The following is a 14273-nucleotide window of genomic DNA, read 5'->3' on the forward strand; positions in this document are numbered from 1 at the left end:
CACCGTCGGAGGTGAGGTGTCATGAACACGATCCTCGTCACGGGAGCCTCCGGGGGCATCGGTGCCGCCGTGGCGCGACGGTTCGCCGCCGCGGGCTCCCGCGTCGCCGTGCATTACGCCACCGACCGGGCCGGCGCGGAGGAGACCCTTCGCTCCCTCGACGGCACCGGGCACGCGATCGTGACCGGCGACCTGGGAGCTGCAGAGGGGGGACTGCGCACCGTCGAGTCGGCGCTCGAGGCGGTCGGACCGCTTGACGTGCTCGTCTGCAACGCGGCCGTCGCTCCGGTCGCCTCCCGCCGGCATGTGATCGGCGAGACCTCCTATGAGGACTGGAACGCCGTCTTCCAGCAGATGGTGAGCGTCAACCTGGTGGGTGCCGCGAATCTCGCGTGGGCGTTCGCCGACCACCTCATCGGTCGCGGTGCACCCGGCGCCATCGTCAACGTCGGGTCGCGCGGCGCGTTCCGCGGCGAACCCGACTTCCCCGCATACGCGGCCAGCAAAGCCGGCCTCCACGCCCTCGGTCAGTCGCTCGCGGTGGCTCTGGCCCCCCACGGCATCTCCGTCACCTCCGTCGCGCCCGGGTTCGTCGCGACGCCGCGCCAGCTGTCGAAGCTCGACGGCGCCGAGGGCGACGCGCTGAGAGCCCAGAGCCCATTCGGCCGGGTCGGCACGCCGGAGGAGATCGCCGCGGCGGTCTTCTGGCTCGCCTCGCCCGAGGCGGCCTGGTCGTCGGGGACGATCCTCGACGCCAACGGCGCGTCCTATCTCCGGCCGTAGCAGCGCCGGTCGCGCCCCGCGCGTGCCCGGTCTCCTCCCGTCACGCGCGTCCCTTGAGGATCATGTGCCAATAGACCCACGGCAGCACGTAGCGGTCCATGATCCAGGTCAGCCGATTCTCGCGCATCGACCCCTTCCACCACGGCAGCGTCGGCTCCGGGCCCCCGAGCCGGTCGAACTCGGCGAAGACCACGGTGTGCCGCGAGACGGTGAACGGGCACACCGAGTACCCGTCGTAACGCGCCGCGGGTGCCTCGCCGTCGAGGGCGGCGAGCAGGTTCTGCACCAGCACCTTGCTTTGCGTGCGGATCGCGCCTCCTGAACGCGGCGTCTGCGTCTCGGCGACGTCCCCGAGCGACCACACCGACGGCACCCGGCGGTGGCGCAGCGTCTCCGGGTCGATCTCGACGTAGCCCCGCGCATCGGTGAGCCCGGAGGAGGCGAGCCACTCGGCCGGCGCCTGCGGCGGCTCGGCGTGCAGCAGATCGTAGGCCAGCGCCTCCTCGCCGCCCTCGCGGCCGAGGGTGATGGTGCGGGCGTCGGCATCCACCGCCCGCAGTTCGGTGGCGCGGCGCACCTCGATGCCGTACTCGGCGACCTTGCGCCGCAGCTCGGCATCGACCTCGGCCACGTGGAAGAGCGCCGGCTCCGGAGTGACGAAGACGACGCGGATGCCGGGGAGCACGCCGCGCGCCCGCCACCAGTCGCACGCGAGGTACATCGGCTTCTGCGCGGCTGCGGCGCAGGATGCCGGGCTGGGCGACTGCACGAAGACCACCGTGCCTCCCGTGACATCGCGCAATGCCGGCGACGCCTTGCGGGCCAGGTCGAGATCGTAGTTCGACACCCCTGCCTCGGTCGACATCGCCTCGGCGAGGCCGGGCACGGCGTCCCAGCGCATGCGGATGCCGGGGCAGATGACGAGGTCGTCGTACGGCATCTGCGCGCCCGATGTCACGGTCACGATGCGCCGGTCGGGATCGATCCCGGTGGCGGCATCCTGCACCCAGGTCACGCCCCGCGGGGTGACCTTCTGCTGCGGCCGCACGGCGTCGGCCACCCGCGCCCGACCGCCGGCGATGTGTGACTGCAGTGGGGCGAACACGTGGGTCGTTCGCGGTTCGATCACGGTGACATCGCGCACCCCCGCCCGGCGCAGGCGTCCGGCGACGCTCAGGCCGGCGTTGCCGCCGCCGATCACCACCACCCGATGTGCTGCTCTGGTTCTGCGCGCTGCGGTCGTCATCGCCCCAGTAGCCCTCACCCGGCGCGGCCGGGCAAGGTCTTGTCCTGTCGCAGATGATCGCCTAGGCGGTCGCTGGGGCGTCCCCCGTCGCGGGGCCGGTCAGCAGGCGCTGCAGGCTGGCGCCGTAGAGCGCCAGGACACGGTCGGCTTCGACCGTCTGCAAGAACCGGTCGTCGTAGACCTCGAGGGCGCACAGGATTCCGACGAGCTGGGCGGCGAACAGGTGCGCCCTCACCTCGGCATCCGGCAGTGTGATGCGCGCCTTCAGCGGATCGACGAAGATGTCGGCCACGATTCCGGCCAGGTGTGCACGCACGTCCGTCCGCCCCGATGCGCGCACCGTCGCCGCGAAGATCCGCTGGCCCGGTCGACCGCGCTCCTGCATGACCACGCGCACCACCTCGTGGCCGAGCCGATCCAGCGGTCCGTTCAGAAGGTGGGTCAGCGACTCCGCGGCATCCACCGAGGTGAGGAACAGGCGCTCCTTCGACTCGAAGTGCCGGATGACGATGGCCGGATTCACGGCGGCGTCGGCGGCGATGTCACGGATGCCCGTGCTGTCGAAGCCGCGCTCGGTGAACAGCTCCCGCGCCGACCGGAGGATCGCCTGCTTGACGTCGTGTGAGCGGTCGGCGCCGGGGGTGGGGGTCATGTCTGCGCTCTCCTCGGGTTCGGTGCCGCCGGATTCCTGCTTGTAAACGCCGTTTACTCTCGATAGGTTTCGGACAACAGTCGATCGGGGCCGCTGGCCCCAACCATGTCAGGAGAATCATGTCATTGGATGGAAGAGTCGCCGTCGTCACGGGTGGCGGCCGCGGTATCGGCCGCGCGATAGCGACGGTGCTGGCCGGCAAGGGTGCCGCCGTAGCCGTGTGGGACCTCAATGCAGAGGGTGCAGAAGCGACGGCCGACAGCATCCGAGCGGCAGGCGGAACCGCGATCGCGTGCGCCGGCGATGCCGCGGACGCCGAGGCTGTCGCAGCGGCGGCGGCGCGGACCAGGGAAGAACTCGGTCCGGTCGGCATCCTCGTCAACAATGCGGGCATCAGCGCTTTCGAGCCGTTCCTCGCGATCACCGAGGACTCCTGGGAGCGCGTCATGCGCATCAACCTCAAGGGACCGTTCCTCTGCACGCAGTCGCTGCTGCCCGACATGCTCACCGCAGGCTGGGGGCGCATCGTCAACATCTCGTCGTCGTCGGCGCAGACCGGTGCTCCGGCGATGGGGCACTATGCGGCGTCGAAGGGCGGCGTCATCGGCTTCACGAAGGCGCTCGCGGTCGAGTTCGCCTCCCAGGGGATCACGGTCAACAACGTCCCGCCCGGGTTCGTGGACACCCCGATGCTGCGGGAGTCGCCGGTCGACGTCGACCAGCACGCGCGCGAGACGATGATGGGTCGCGCGGGGACTCCCGACGACATCGCGTACGCAGTCGCCTACCTGGCCTCGGACGAGGCGGGATACGTCACTGGCCAGACCCTCAGCGTCAACGGCGGCCGCTACCTGGTCTGACGCTCAGTCCGCCCCCGGCTCCGCGCCGCCGGGGGCGGATACCCCCACCGGCTGAGCGGGCCGCTCCCCGAGCAGCGAGTGCGCGAGCATGGTCGAGCCCACGACCGCGGCCGGCATGACCGCGACCGCACCGAGGGGGACGAGGAAGCACAGCTGCGTCGCCACGCCGAACCCGAGCGACCGGCCGCGACTGCGCCGCAGCAGCCGCCGCCTCTCCGCTGCGCCGATCCCGCGCGCGGCGAGCGCACGTGCGGTGAGTTCTTCGGCCAGCAGCCATCCGGTCAGCAACACGCCGACGACGGCGCCGAGTGCGCCGCCGACGAGCGGCACGAGCCCCAGCAGCGCCGCAAGCGCCGCGATGACGGCACCGCGGGCGAGAAGCGCCAGCGCGTCGCGCACCGACCGCCAGAACCCGTAGTCCGCCTCGGCCCGTCCGTGGCCGGTCTCCGTCTCGGCGGCCTTCCAGATGCGGTCGTAGAACGGCTCGCCGACCACGAGCGTGAGCGCAGTGAACGACACCGCGGCGACGACGAGCGCTGCTCCGAGCACGGCCGTGCCGACGGCGAGGCGCACCACCGTCGCCCACATCACCGGCCACGCGTCGGCGAAGGGGGTGAGGGAGTCGGCGATGTCGGGGAAGAAGGTGCCGAGCGTCACCAGCCCCGCAAGCAGCAGACCGGCCACGATCGCGGCCGGCAGCAGGCCCAGGGCCATGAGGCCGGGGCGCCGCGACCAGAACGCGAAGCCCCGCACCAGCAGCCGCATACCCCGGAAGAACTCGCGCATGGGATCCGAGCCTAGATCCTGGCGCGCCTCCGGCGACGCAGAGCACATGCCGGCGGCCTTGGCAACCGCCTGCGCGGCGGCGCCGCTTCTTCGGATACTGGCTTGTCGATGACCCACCCCGGGGCGATCCGCACGGCAGAGGACGATGACGATGAGTCAGCAGCAGAACACCAGCACCAACCCGCCGCACCCCGAGCAGCCCGGCAAGCCGGACGCGCCCACCCAGATCAGCAAGAGGTCGTGGAAGTACGTCCTCGGCAAGACCGTGCGGGAGTTCACCGCCGACGGCTGCGTGGATGCCGCGGCGGGCCTGACCTACTACGCCGTGCTGGCGATCTTCCCGGCGCTCATCGCGATCTTCTCGCTGCTCGGCGTCGTCGGTCAGAGCGGCGCCGCCGCCGACGCGGTGCTGGGAATCGTCGAAGACGTCGCCCCCGGCGACACCGCTGACGCGCTGAGCGGTCCGATCGAGCAACTCTCGCAGGCTCCTGGCGCCGGCCTCGCACTGATCACCGGCATTCTGCTGGCGCTGTGGTCGGCGTCCGGCTACGTCGGCGCCTTCAGCCGCGCCATGAACCGCATCTATGAGATCGAGGAAGGGCGGCCCTTCTGGAAGCTGCGGCCGATGCAGCTGATCGTCACGATCATCGCCGTGGTGTCGCTGGCCGTCGTCGCGGTCGGCCTGGTCGTGTCGGGCGATGTCGCCGACGCGGTGGGCGGCGCACTCGGGGTGGGCGAGGGCGTGCGGCTGGCCTGGGAGATCGCCAAATGGCCGGTGCTGCTGCTGATCGTCGTCTTCCTCGTGGCGGTGCTCTACTACGCCACCCCGAACGCCAAACAGCCGAAGTTCCGCTGGATCAGCGTCGGCGCCCTGCTGGCGATCGTCGTGCTGGCGCTGGGAACGCTCGGGTTCGGCCTGTACGTGGCGAACTTCTCCAACTACGACCGCACCTACGGGTCGCTGGCCGGCGTCATCGTCTTCCTGCTGTGGCTCTGGATCGCCAACCTCGCCCTGCTGTTCGGCGCGGAGTTCGACGCCGAACTCGAGCGTGGCCGCCAGCTGCAGGGAGGGATGGCGGCGGAGCAGGACATCCAGCTGCCCGCCCGCGACACACGCAAGAGCGACAAGCGTGCGAAGAAGGAGCGCGAGGACATCATCGAGGGGCGCCGCATCCGGGTGGAGGCCGCCGCGCACAGCGACGCGTCAGAGGGCGACACGGACACGCGCTGACGCTGGATCTTCCAGTCCGTAGAGGATCTTGTCGTGCAGCTCTTCGGCGAGCTTCATCTCCGCCCGCCCGAACCAGATCGGCAGCGGGATGCTACGCGCAGGCGGCGGGCATGCTCGAGGAAGGACATGGGCCACACATACGGCCGGGCGGGCGCGCCGCCTCCGAGGCTGCATCCGCCTCCGCGACCTGAACTGCACATGAGCAACTCCTCACGTGGCAGGGAGGTTTCACGGCTCTTACACAGTCTGCGGCGTCGTAGTGTGAGAGACCAGGTCCCGCAGACGACGCTCAGTCATCGTCCCCGCAGCAACCCGAATCGCTCGTAGCAGTCCTTCTCTTTGAACACTCTCCGCGACCTGGTCCCGCTAGGCAAAGGAGAGCGCCATGGGCACGTTGTATTACGGATCCGCCACCTCACCCATTCACATCCAGGATGAGATGCTGGCCCACCTCAAGGTCGTGATGGCCACCAAGCTGCGTCGCGGCGAGAGCTTCACCGTCACGTGGCGCCACGACGAGAACAGCCCCGCCGGGCGCACGACGCTGTGGATCGAGCCGAGCATCCCGCTGCGGTTCACTTTCGACTCGGCCGACCCGGCCGTGCTCGATCCCGCGCTGCTGCGGGAGTTGGCCGACGAGGTCAGCCGCGGCGGAAGTCTCACCCTCCCGCCCCTGTGGACACCGTCCGCCGACGCCGCCCGCACCGGAAGGCACCTCGCTGGCCCTCGGCGCTCGCGGGTGCCCGTCGCCGTCGATCTGGCGGCCGAGACCGCCTGACGGGGTCAGAACCCGTCGGCATAGGGCGCACCGTCCGGGTCCTGCGGATCGGGCGCGCCCGAGGTCTGCGGGGCGGGGCTGCGTTCGTCGCGCACCCGTGCCGCCAGCATGTTCAGCCGCTCGACCAGCTCGGCATCGACGATCTCGTCGTGAGGGGAGCCCTCCGAATCGGAGATCAGCTGACTCGCCGGTCCGATCAGCACCTCAGAGCGCCCCCGGGTGCCGTCGTCTCGGAGGGTCGGGATCGACACGGTCGCCGACGACTCCGCCTCCGCCAGCGCCTGGGCGTAGCCGAGCAGAGCGTGCGCGATGTCGGTGCCGGTGACGATCGAGTTGCCGGCGTAGTGCAGTCGGTCCATCAGGCGTGTCTATCCGCGCCGTCCGCGGGCGGATAGGGGCTTCCGCCCGCGGGGCAGGTGGGCGAGGATGGAGCGTCGGCCGTGTCGGCGGGGGGAAGTGGAGAGGTGCCACGATGGGCAAGTTCATCTTCGAAGGCCAGCTGAAAGCGGACTTCGAGGACCGGCTGCTCTCACACCTGCAGCTGGTCATCGGGAACAAGCTCCGCCGCGGCGAGTCCTTCCACTTCACCTGGCGCGACGACGCGAGCGTCGGCGACGGACGCACCTCCATCTGGGTGCACCCTCGCAGCGTGATCGTCTACAAGTACTACGGCAGCCGTCGCGCCGCGCTGAATCCGGCGTGGCTGGGAGCGCTCGCCTACACAGCCAACTCCCCACAGGGGCTGTACGTGGTGCCCGAACCCGCCCCCGACACCGCGACTGCGAGCTTCGATGAAGCGGATTGACATCGCCTACGGCGCCAACTCCTACTCGGTCGGCGGTCGCGACCTCGATGAGCTGCGCGCGCAGATCATGGCGAGCGTCGAGGGGGCCGCGCCGCCGTTCTGGCTCGAGGTCAACCACGGCGAAGGCCAGCCCCGGCCGACGTCGCTCCTGATCAGCCCCGCCACCCAGCTCGCGCTGACACCCATTCCGGGAGATGACGAGCTGCTCTGACGCCCCGGCCGCGGACGTGTCAGCGGTCGTCGCCCGCGGCGCCCGCCCAGGGCACCTCGGGGACGCGCGCGTAGCGGATGCCGGCGGCATCCCATGCCGGCCCGAGGGCGGCGACACGAGCGACGAAGTCCTCCGCGTCGCGCTCGCCGGCCGGCGACCAGCCGATCTCGGCCAGCGCCGCGACGCGGGGGAAGACCAGGTACTCGACGTCGGCCATCGTGTGGGTGGTCTCCGCCCAGAGGGGTCCCTCGACGCCCAGGATGTCGGCCTCGGAGATGCCGTCGACGATCGCCGTCGGCTCCCAGCCGTATGCCTGTGCCAGTGAGGTCGCGCCGTCGGCCCAGTCGAGCCCCAGCGGGCGGCCGCCGGGGGTGGCGGGCGGCTCGGGGTAGGCCATGTCGAGGTAGGCCGCATCCGCGGGCGACATGATCACCTGTCCGCCCTGGGCGACGACGGCCCGCACGTTGTCGGCAGAGTCGCCGACCGGACTCACGTAGCTCCAGTACTGCGCGACCGTCCCCGCGGGCAGGTCTTCGGACGCGCCGATCTCATGCCACCCGATGACGCGCTTGCCGGTGGCCGCCGCCGTCGCGGTGATGCGCCGCACCAGGTCGCGATAGTCCTCGGCAGGTGTCGACCACGACTCATCCCCACCGATGTGCAGCCACGGTCCCGGAGTCAGCGCGGCGACCTCCCCCAGCACATCCCGCAGGAACCGGTCGGTGGCCTCGGCGCGCTCCGGAGCGGCGCTGAGGGACGAGAAGCCGACCTCGACGCCGTGGTAGGGCTCGCGGGCGACGCCGTCGGCGTTGAGCTCCGGGTAGGCGGAGAGGGCGGCGTTCGTGTGGCCGGGCAGGTCGATCTCGGGCACGACCGTGATGTATCGCTCCGCCGCGTAGGCGATGATGCGGCGGAGGTCGTCCTTCGTGTAGAAGCCGCCGGGAGCATCGTCGACCGCCCCGCGGGCGCCCACGCTCGTCAGACGCGGCCACGAGTCGATCTCGATGCGCCACCCCTGGTCGTCGGTGAGGTGGAGATGCAGGTGGTTGATCTTCAGGAGGGCGAGCGCGTCGATGAGGCCGAGCACCTCATCGACGGCGAAGAAGTGCCGCACGACGTCGAGCATCACGCCGCGGTAGGCGAACCGGGGGGAATCCTCGACATGCACCGCGTCGACCGCCACCGCACCGGAGAGGTCCGGCGGCAGCAGCTGCAGCAGGGTCTGTGAGCCGCGGAAGAGGCCGGCGCGAGTCGGAGCGGTCAGCTCCACCCCGGCCGAGGTCACGTCGAGGGTGTACGCCTCCTCCGGCGCCGAGGTCGCGGTCGCACTCGGCTCGGCGGGCTGCTGACGCAGCGCGATGCGGGTCGCCGGGCCGTCGACCTCCGTGGTCGTGACGCGCCGGCCGCGCGCGCGGAGAGACGCCGCCAGCAGCTCGGCGACCGCGGCGGCACCGGGTTCGGCCTCGATGCGCAGAGTCTCGGACAGGTGCAGCGGAGTCTCCCCGGCCGGTGCCTGCTGCACGCGGGGGAGCGGGACGATCGATGTCATGTTCTCTCCTCTGGGCACCGCTGCGCCGCGCCGCCGGAGGCCGGTGTTCGCGGTGAGCAAGTGATGTCGGTGGGACGTGCTTGCGACTTGAGCATACGCGGAGTCGCGGTATTGTGAACGCAAACATCCATCTCATCGACGAAGATGGCGAACGCACAGCTCGCAGAAGTCGCCGATGGGCAAAACGCCGCGCGACATCGTTGCGGCATCCTCGAAGGGGAGCGATCACATGACAACGAAGTTCCGCGCCGGACGTCCCGCCGCCGTCACAGCCCTGGCGGCTTTTTCCGCGGTCGCGTTGGCGGCATGCAGCACCGGGGGAACCGGTACCGAGCCGGCGGCATCCTCGGATGATGTCGTGGAACTCAGCTATGTCCACCGCCTTCCCGACGGCGAGGGCATGACGGCGGTCTCCGACATCGTCGACCGCTGGAACGCGGACAACCCCGGCATCCAGGTCACCGCCACCAAGTTCGACGGCGCGGCCAGCGACCTGATCCTGAAGCTCGAGACCGACGTCAAGGCCGGCAACGGCCCGTGCCTGGCGCAGGTGGGGTACTCCGAGGTGCCGCAGCTGTTCGTCAAGGGTCTGCTGCAGGATGTCGCCGAGCACGCCGGCGACTACAAGGGCGACTTCGGCGCCGGAGCCTACGCGATGATGACCGTGGGCGACGCCGTCGTCGGTCTGCCCCAGGACACCGGCCCGCTGGTCTACTACTACAACGCGGCCGAGTTCGAGAAGCTGGGCCTCACCGTCCCCGCCACGGTGGAGGAGCTGGCCGCCGGTGCGGCGATCGCCGCGGATGCCGGCAAGTACGTCGCCGCGTTCACCCCGGATGAGGCCCTCAACTGGCTGTCCGCGCAGTCCGCCGCCGCGGGCGACGCCTGGTTCGACACCTCCGGCGACGCGTGGAGCGTCCAGGCGGAAGGGCCCGGAAGCCAGAAGGTCGCTGCGTTCTGGCAGGGACTGATCGACGGTCAGGACGCACTGGTCACCGAGCGCTGGGGCGAGGGCTTCACGCAGGCGGTCAACTCCAGCTCCCTCATCGGCCACATCGGCGCCGCCTGGGAGGCGGGCTTCATGCTCGACTCGCTGGACGGCACTCCCGCCGAGGGTCAGTGGCGCGTGGCGCAGCTGCCCGACTTCGGCGCCGGTGAGCTCTCCGGCCCCGACGGCGGCTCGGGCGTGGCCGTGCTCGACGGTTGCGAGTACCCGGCCGAGGCCATGGCCTTCAACGGCTGGTTCAACACGCAGATCGACGACCTGGCCTCCCAGGGCCTCGTCGTGGCCGCCAACGGCACCCCGGAGACCAGTGAGAAGATGCTGCGCCAGTTCGGCGGACAGGACGTGCTGGCCGAGCTCGCCACCGCTTCCGCTCGCATGAACCCGGAGTTCGTCTACGCGCCGGGCTTCGCCTCGCTCACCACGATGAACGAGACCGCTTCCGGCGTCGGCGCGGGCAAGACCACGGTCGCCGACATCTTCACCACGGCTCAGAACGACGCCGTCGCCTCGCTGACGGATCTCGGTCTTCCCGTCGCGGACTGACGCGCTTCGCTGACTCCCGCTGAGCCGGCGGAGCGCAAGGGACCCGCCCCTGTGCTCCGCCGGCTCCTGCCCGTGAAAGACGAGAAATGACACTCACCACGCCCACCGTGGCCGCAGCCGCAGCGACGGCCCCCGCCACCCCGCCCTCGCGACAGCGCCGCGGCCGACGCGGCGGCAGCCGTCGCGAAGCGCTGACGGGGCTGCTGTTCCTCACCCCCTTCGCCCTGCTGTTCATCGTCGTCTTCGTCGTGCCGATCATCGTCTCGATCCGGGCATCGCTGTTCGCCGAGCTGCCCTCCGGCGAGGGCCTCTACGGCGGCGGCGGCCTCGTGGAGACCTTCGTCGGGTTCGACAACTTCGCCCTCGCGCTCGGCAATGCCACGTTCTGGGCGGGCATGGGCAGGGTGGTGCTGTACGGCCTCGTGCAGATCCCGGTCATGATCATCGCGGCGCTCGGACTCGCACTGCTGCTGGACTCGTTCATCGTGCGGCGCCCCGGCTTCTTCCGCCTGGCCTTCTTCCTCCCCTATGCGATCCCCGGGGTCATCGCCGCGATGATGTGGCTGTACCTGTACACCCCCGAGGTCTCGCCGTTCATGCAGTACCTCCCCGAGGGGACGAACTTCATGGCTCCGGGCACGATCCTCTTCTCGATGGGGAACATGACGACCTGGACCTACACCGGCTACAACATGCTGATCTTCCTCGCGGCGCTGCAGGCGGCGCCGCGCGAGCTCTACGAGGCGGCGCGCATCGACGGCGCCACCGGCTGGCAGATCGCGGTCAAGATCAAGGTGCCGCTCGTGCGGGGCGCCGCGCTGCTGGCCGTGCTGCTGTCGATCATCGGGACCATCCAGCTCTTCAACGAGCCGACCGTGATGGAGAGCCAGAACCCGTGGATGGGCAAGGGCTACACGCCCATGATGCTCACCTACAACTCGCTGCTGGGCGCGGTCTCGCCTTCGGGCACCGGCGTCGCCTCGGCTTACTCGCTGCTCATGGCCGTGATCGCCGGCATCCTCGCGATCATCTATGCGCTCGTGCAGCGCCGTAAGGGAGGAATCTCATGACCACGGCACTCCTGCGCACCGTGACGCGCCGTGCGCCCAAGGTCGACTACGACCTTCCCCCCAAGAACGCCCTGCCGTCGCTGCGCGGCAAGATCGGCGGCATCGCCGCACTGGTCGTCGCCGCGGTGTACTTCCTCGGCCCGGTCTACTGGCTGCTCATCGCCGCGACGAAGAACAACCGCGATCTCACGTCGACCTTCGGGTTCTGGTTCGCCGAGTGGAACCTGGGCGCCAACTACGACAGCCTCATGTCCTGGACCCAGGGCATGTTCTGGCGGTGGGTGGGCAACTCCATCTTCTACTCGGTCACCGCTGGTGTCGTCGGCACACTGTTCGCTGTGATGGCGGGATACGCCATCGCGAAGTTCTCCTTCCCCGGCAAGAAGATCGTCGTCGGCGTGATCATGGCCGGCCTCCTGATGCCGGTGGCACTGCTGACGGTGCCGCTCTATCTGGAGTTCCACGCGCTCGGCCTGGTCGACACGGCGTGGGCGATCATCATCCCGTCGGCCGTCTCGCCGTTCGGCGTGTTCCTGGGCATGGTCTACGCCAGCTCGGTGCCGACCGAGCTTCTCGAAGCCGCGCGCATCGACGGCGCCGGCGAGGTGCGGATCTTCTTCACGATCGTGATGCGCCTGCTCGCCCCGGCGATGGTGACGATCTTCCTGTTCGTGTTCGTCGCCACCTGGAACAACTTCCTGCTGCCGCTGCTGATGGTCTCGTCGCAGGAATTGAAGCCGGTCACCCTCGGGCTGTTCGGGATGATGAGCTACTTCTCGCCCAACAAGGGCGCGGTGATGCTCGGCGCGCTCCTCGGCGTGCTGCCCCTGATCGTGCTGTTCTTCACGCTGCAGCGCTACCTGCGCTCGGGCCTCGCCGCGGGGGCCGTCAAGGGCTGAGTCCACCGCGCGAACGAGAAGGCCCCCAGCGCCGTGGCGCCGGGGGCCTTCTCGTCGCCGCGGCGACTCAGGAGCCGATGAATTCCTCGCGCTCGCCCAGCGACGGGCGGTCGCGGATGTCGAGGGTTCGGGGCAGCTGCTCCAGGTCCAGCACGCGCACCTCGTTGCTCCCCTCGCGCCACAGCGGCGCGGGAGCGTAGAGCGTCTCCTGAGGACCGACGCTCCAGTAGCGCCCGAGCAGGAAGCCGTTGAGCCAGATCAGTCCCTTGCTGCCGCCGGGCACCGCCAGCCAGGCGTCGGCCTGCTCGGTGACCTCGACGGTGGCGACGGCGAAGCCGTCGGCGGTCGCTTCGCCGCCTGCGCCGCGGAGCGACCCATCGAGCGGGACCACGCGGTGGGTCCATCCGTGCACGTAGCGACGGCCGAGCAGCACGCCGCCGAGGATGCCCTTGTGCTCGCCGATGCGAGGACCGTAGTTGATGCGACCGAGGCTCTCCACGACGAGCGTGAGCCGGTGCTTCCCCGTCACGCCATCGAGCGCGACAGTGGTGGCGCCGTCGCGCTCGAGGGTGGCGATGCGCCGGCCGTCGAGCAGGACGGCGGCGCGGTCGTGCAGTCCCATGATCGACAGCGTGGCGTCGGATCCGATGTCCACCTGCGTCTCGTAGGCGACGATGCCGTCGGCGACTCCCAGCTCCTCGAAGCTGGCGGGGTTGGAGCGGACGCTGCCGGCGGGGAGCGCCTGCAGTGCGGCGTCGAGCGTGCCCTCGGGGGTGAAGGGGACCGCGTGGGGCGGCAGGAAGACAGGCTCGGGGGGAAGCGAGGGAAGAGGGCCGTCGTGGAACGGGGCGAACGCCTCCCGCAGCGCGGCGAACTTGTCGCCGAGGCGTCCGTCCTCGGCGATGGGGGCGTCGGAGTCGTAGCTGGTGACCGTGGGTTGCAGCACGCCGTCGAAGTTCGCGCCCGCCCACAGCCCGAAGTTGGTGCCGCCGTGTGCCATGTACAGGCTCACCGAACCGCCGGCGGCGAGGAGAGCGTCGACGGTGCCGATCATGCTCTGCGCGCTGCGGACGTGGTGCCGCTCGCCCCAGTGGTCGAACCACCCGCCCCACATCTCGCTGCACAGCAGCGGTGTGGCCTCCGGCAGCAGCTCGCAGGCCGTCTCGACACCGGTGCCGAAGGTGAAGCTCGGCATGGCGCCCTCCACCGATCCGTGGCGCTGCATGTCAGGCGTGATGCCGTCGGCGGTGGTGAGCAGCTCCACGATGCCGTGGGCGCGCAGCAGCTCGCGCTGGTGCTCGAGGTATGCCCGGTCGGAGCCGAACGAGCCGTACTCGTTCTCGACCTGCACGGCCACGATCGGCCCGCCGTGCACGGTCTGCAGCGGCGCGAGACGGGGCAGGAGCTGCGCGTACCACTCCTCGACGGCGCGGAGATAGGCGGGGTCGCTGCTGCGCACGTGGCGGATGCGCCCCGTGAGCCAGGCGGGGAGCCCGCCGTTGGACCACTCGGCGCAGATGTACGGGCTCGGCCGCACGTAGACGTCGAGACCCACCTCCGCCGCGATGCGCAGATAGCGCTCTATGTCGCGCCACCCGTCGAAGCGCGCGTCGCCCTCGGTCTGCTCGTGGAAGTTCCACGGGATGTAGGTGTCCACCGTGTTGGCGCCCATGGCGGCCAGCCGGCGCAGGCGGTCCTCCCACTGGTCGGGGTGCACACGGAAGTAGTGCACGGCCCCGGCGAGCATGCGGTGCGGCCGTCCATGACGCAGCAGCGTGCTGTCGGCGTATGTGAGCGCCGCTACTGACGGTCGCACGGTGGCGGCCGAGCTCGGATCCATCCTCAGTCGTCCTC

Annotated in this window: 15 protein-coding genes; 9 read left to right on the forward strand and 6 right to left on the reverse strand. The window is 70.3% G+C overall.

What is annotated here, in order from left to right; translation table 11 throughout:
- Positions 1-21 precede the first annotated feature (21 nt).
- Positions 22-783, forward strand: a complete 762-nt coding sequence (locus NQ165_RS04900) for an SDR family NAD(P)-dependent oxidoreductase (protein ID WP_257526305.1) — start codon at positions 22-24, stop codon at positions 781-783.
- A gap of 40 nt (positions 784-823) precedes the next feature.
- Here NQ165_RS04900 and NQ165_RS04905 read toward each other — a convergent pair whose 3' ends face one another.
- Entirely contained in the window at positions 824-2029 is a 1206-nt protein-coding gene (locus NQ165_RS04905) for an NAD(P)/FAD-dependent oxidoreductase (RefSeq protein ID WP_257531895.1), read from the reverse strand.
- A 61-nt stretch (positions 2030-2090) separates the two neighbouring features.
- Complete coding sequence (locus tag NQ165_RS04910; RefSeq protein ID WP_257526303.1) at positions 2091-2681, reverse strand: TetR/AcrR family transcriptional regulator; 591 nt, start codon at positions 2679-2681, stop codon at positions 2091-2093.
- Positions 2682-2806: 125 nt separating this feature from the next.
- Between NQ165_RS04910 and NQ165_RS04915 the strand changes: the two genes are divergently transcribed.
- Positions 2807-3541: an SDR family NAD(P)-dependent oxidoreductase gene (locus NQ165_RS04915; RefSeq protein WP_257531897.1), complete on the forward strand. Its 735-nt coding sequence runs from the start codon at positions 2807-2809 to the stop codon at positions 3539-3541.
- 3 nt (positions 3542-3544) lie between these two features.
- On the opposite strand, the gene NQ165_RS04920 is transcribed toward NQ165_RS04915, so the two are convergent.
- A complete protein-coding gene (locus tag NQ165_RS04920) occupies positions 3545-4327 on the reverse strand; it encodes an EI24 domain-containing protein (RefSeq protein WP_257531899.1) in 783 nt (260 codons plus the stop codon).
- Between the two features lie 145 nt (positions 4328-4472).
- Between NQ165_RS04920 and NQ165_RS04925 the strand changes: the two genes are divergently transcribed.
- Positions 4473-5558: a YihY/virulence factor BrkB family protein gene (locus tag NQ165_RS04925; RefSeq protein WP_374679342.1), complete on the forward strand. Its 1086-nt coding sequence runs from the start codon at positions 4473-4475 to the stop codon at positions 5556-5558.
- Between the two features lie 385 nt (positions 5559-5943).
- Complete coding sequence (locus tag NQ165_RS04930) at positions 5944-6336, forward strand: hypothetical protein (protein WP_257526299.1); 393 nt, start codon at positions 5944-5946, stop codon at positions 6334-6336.
- A gap of 5 nt (positions 6337-6341) precedes the next feature.
- Here NQ165_RS04930 and NQ165_RS04935 read toward each other — a convergent pair whose 3' ends face one another.
- A complete protein-coding gene (locus tag NQ165_RS04935; RefSeq protein ID WP_257526298.1) occupies positions 6342-6695 on the reverse strand; it encodes a hypothetical protein in 354 nt (117 codons plus the stop codon).
- 113 nt (positions 6696-6808) lie between these two features.
- On the opposite strand from NQ165_RS04935, the gene NQ165_RS04940 reads away from it, so the two are divergent.
- Both NQ165_RS04940 and NQ165_RS04945 read left to right on the forward strand, forming a co-directional pair.
- Entirely contained in the window at positions 6809-7141 is a 333-nt protein-coding gene (locus NQ165_RS04940; RefSeq protein ID WP_257526297.1) for an ATP-dependent DNA ligase, read from the forward strand.
- Complete coding sequence (locus NQ165_RS04945; RefSeq protein ID WP_257526296.1) at positions 7128-7352, forward strand: hypothetical protein; 225 nt, start codon at positions 7128-7130, stop codon at positions 7350-7352. The genes NQ165_RS04940 and NQ165_RS04945 overlap by 14 nt, the downstream gene beginning before the upstream one ends.
- A 19-nt stretch (positions 7353-7371) precedes the next feature.
- On the opposite strand, the gene NQ165_RS04950 is transcribed toward NQ165_RS04945, so the two are convergent.
- Positions 7372-8901, reverse strand: coding sequence for a beta-N-acetylhexosaminidase (locus NQ165_RS04950; protein WP_257531901.1), 1530 nt, complete (start codon positions 8899-8901; stop codon positions 7372-7374).
- 229 nt (positions 8902-9130) lie between these two features.
- On the opposite strand from NQ165_RS04950, the gene NQ165_RS04955 reads away from it, so the two are divergent.
- The 3 genes from NQ165_RS04955 to NQ165_RS04965 all read left to right on the forward strand — a co-directional run bounded on the left by NQ165_RS04955 (position 9131) and on the right by NQ165_RS04965 (position 12419).
- Positions 9131-10450, forward strand: a complete 1320-nt coding sequence (locus tag NQ165_RS04955) for an ABC transporter substrate-binding protein (protein WP_257526294.1) — start codon at positions 9131-9133, stop codon at positions 10448-10450.
- Positions 10451-10536: 86 nt separating this feature from the next.
- Positions 10537-11520, forward strand: coding sequence for a carbohydrate ABC transporter permease (locus NQ165_RS04960; protein WP_257526293.1), 984 nt, complete (start codon positions 10537-10539; stop codon positions 11518-11520).
- On the forward strand, positions 11517-12419 hold the full coding sequence (locus tag NQ165_RS04965; RefSeq protein WP_257526292.1) for a carbohydrate ABC transporter permease: 903 nt from the start codon (positions 11517-11519) through the stop codon (positions 12417-12419). Before NQ165_RS04960 ends, NQ165_RS04965 begins: the two co-directional genes overlap by 4 nt.
- 67 nt (positions 12420-12486) lie before the next feature.
- Here NQ165_RS04965 and NQ165_RS04970 read toward each other — a convergent pair whose 3' ends face one another.
- Positions 12487-14259 (reverse strand): beta-galactosidase family protein, encoded by a 1773-nt coding sequence (locus NQ165_RS04970; protein WP_257526291.1) that lies wholly within the window; start codon positions 14257-14259, stop codon positions 12487-12489.
- Positions 14260-14273: the final 14 nt, after the last annotated feature.

It is taken from the genome of Microbacterium sp. zg.Y1084 (assembly GCF_024623595.1).
Lineage (GTDB): Bacteria > Actinomycetota > Actinomycetes > Actinomycetales > Microbacteriaceae > Microbacterium > Microbacterium wangruii.

What these genes read in the sequence shown, in the direction of transcription:
- NQ165_RS04900 (WP_257526305.1), top strand. Translation starts at nt 22, where the DNA reads ATGAACACGATCCTCGTCACGGGAGCCTCCGGGGGCATCGGTGCCGCC.
- NQ165_RS04905 (WP_257531895.1), bottom strand. Translation starts at nt 2,029, where the DNA reads ATGACGACCGCAGCGCGCAGAACCAGAGCAGCACATCGGGTGGTGGTG.
- NQ165_RS04910 (WP_257526303.1), bottom strand. Translation starts at nt 2,681, where the DNA reads ATGACCCCCACCCCCGGCGCCGACCGCTCACACGACGTCAAGCAGGCG.
- NQ165_RS04920 (WP_257531899.1), bottom strand. Translation starts at nt 4,327, where the DNA reads ATGCGCGAGTTCTTCCGGGGTATGCGGCTGCTGGTGCGGGGCTTCGCG.
- NQ165_RS04925 (WP_374679342.1), top strand. Translation starts at nt 4,473, where the DNA reads ATGACGATGAGTCAGCAGCAGAACACCAGCACCAACCCGCCGCACCCC.
- NQ165_RS04930 (WP_257526299.1), top strand. Translation starts at nt 5,944, where the DNA reads ATGGGCACGTTGTATTACGGATCCGCCACCTCACCCATTCACATCCAG.
- NQ165_RS04935 (WP_257526298.1), bottom strand. Translation starts at nt 6,695, where the DNA reads ATGGACCGACTGCACTACGCCGGCAACTCGATCGTCACCGGCACCGAC.
- NQ165_RS04940 (WP_257526297.1), top strand. Translation starts at nt 6,809, where the DNA reads ATGGGCAAGTTCATCTTCGAAGGCCAGCTGAAAGCGGACTTCGAGGAC.
- NQ165_RS04945 (WP_257526296.1), top strand. Translation starts at nt 7,128, where the DNA reads ATGAAGCGGATTGACATCGCCTACGGCGCCAACTCCTACTCGGTCGGC.
- NQ165_RS04950 (WP_257531901.1), bottom strand. Translation starts at nt 8,901, where the DNA reads ATGACATCGATCGTCCCGCTCCCCCGCGTGCAGCAGGCACCGGCCGGG.
- NQ165_RS04955 (WP_257526294.1), top strand. Translation starts at nt 9,131, where the DNA reads ATGACAACGAAGTTCCGCGCCGGACGTCCCGCCGCCGTCACAGCCCTG.
- NQ165_RS04960 (WP_257526293.1), top strand. Translation starts at nt 10,537, where the DNA reads ATGACACTCACCACGCCCACCGTGGCCGCAGCCGCAGCGACGGCCCCC.
- NQ165_RS04965 (WP_257526292.1), top strand. Translation starts at nt 11,517, where the DNA reads ATGACCACGGCACTCCTGCGCACCGTGACGCGCCGTGCGCCCAAGGTC.
- NQ165_RS04970 (WP_257526291.1), bottom strand. Translation starts at nt 14,259, where the DNA reads ATGGATCCGAGCTCGGCCGCCACCGTGCGACCGTCAGTAGCGGCGCTC.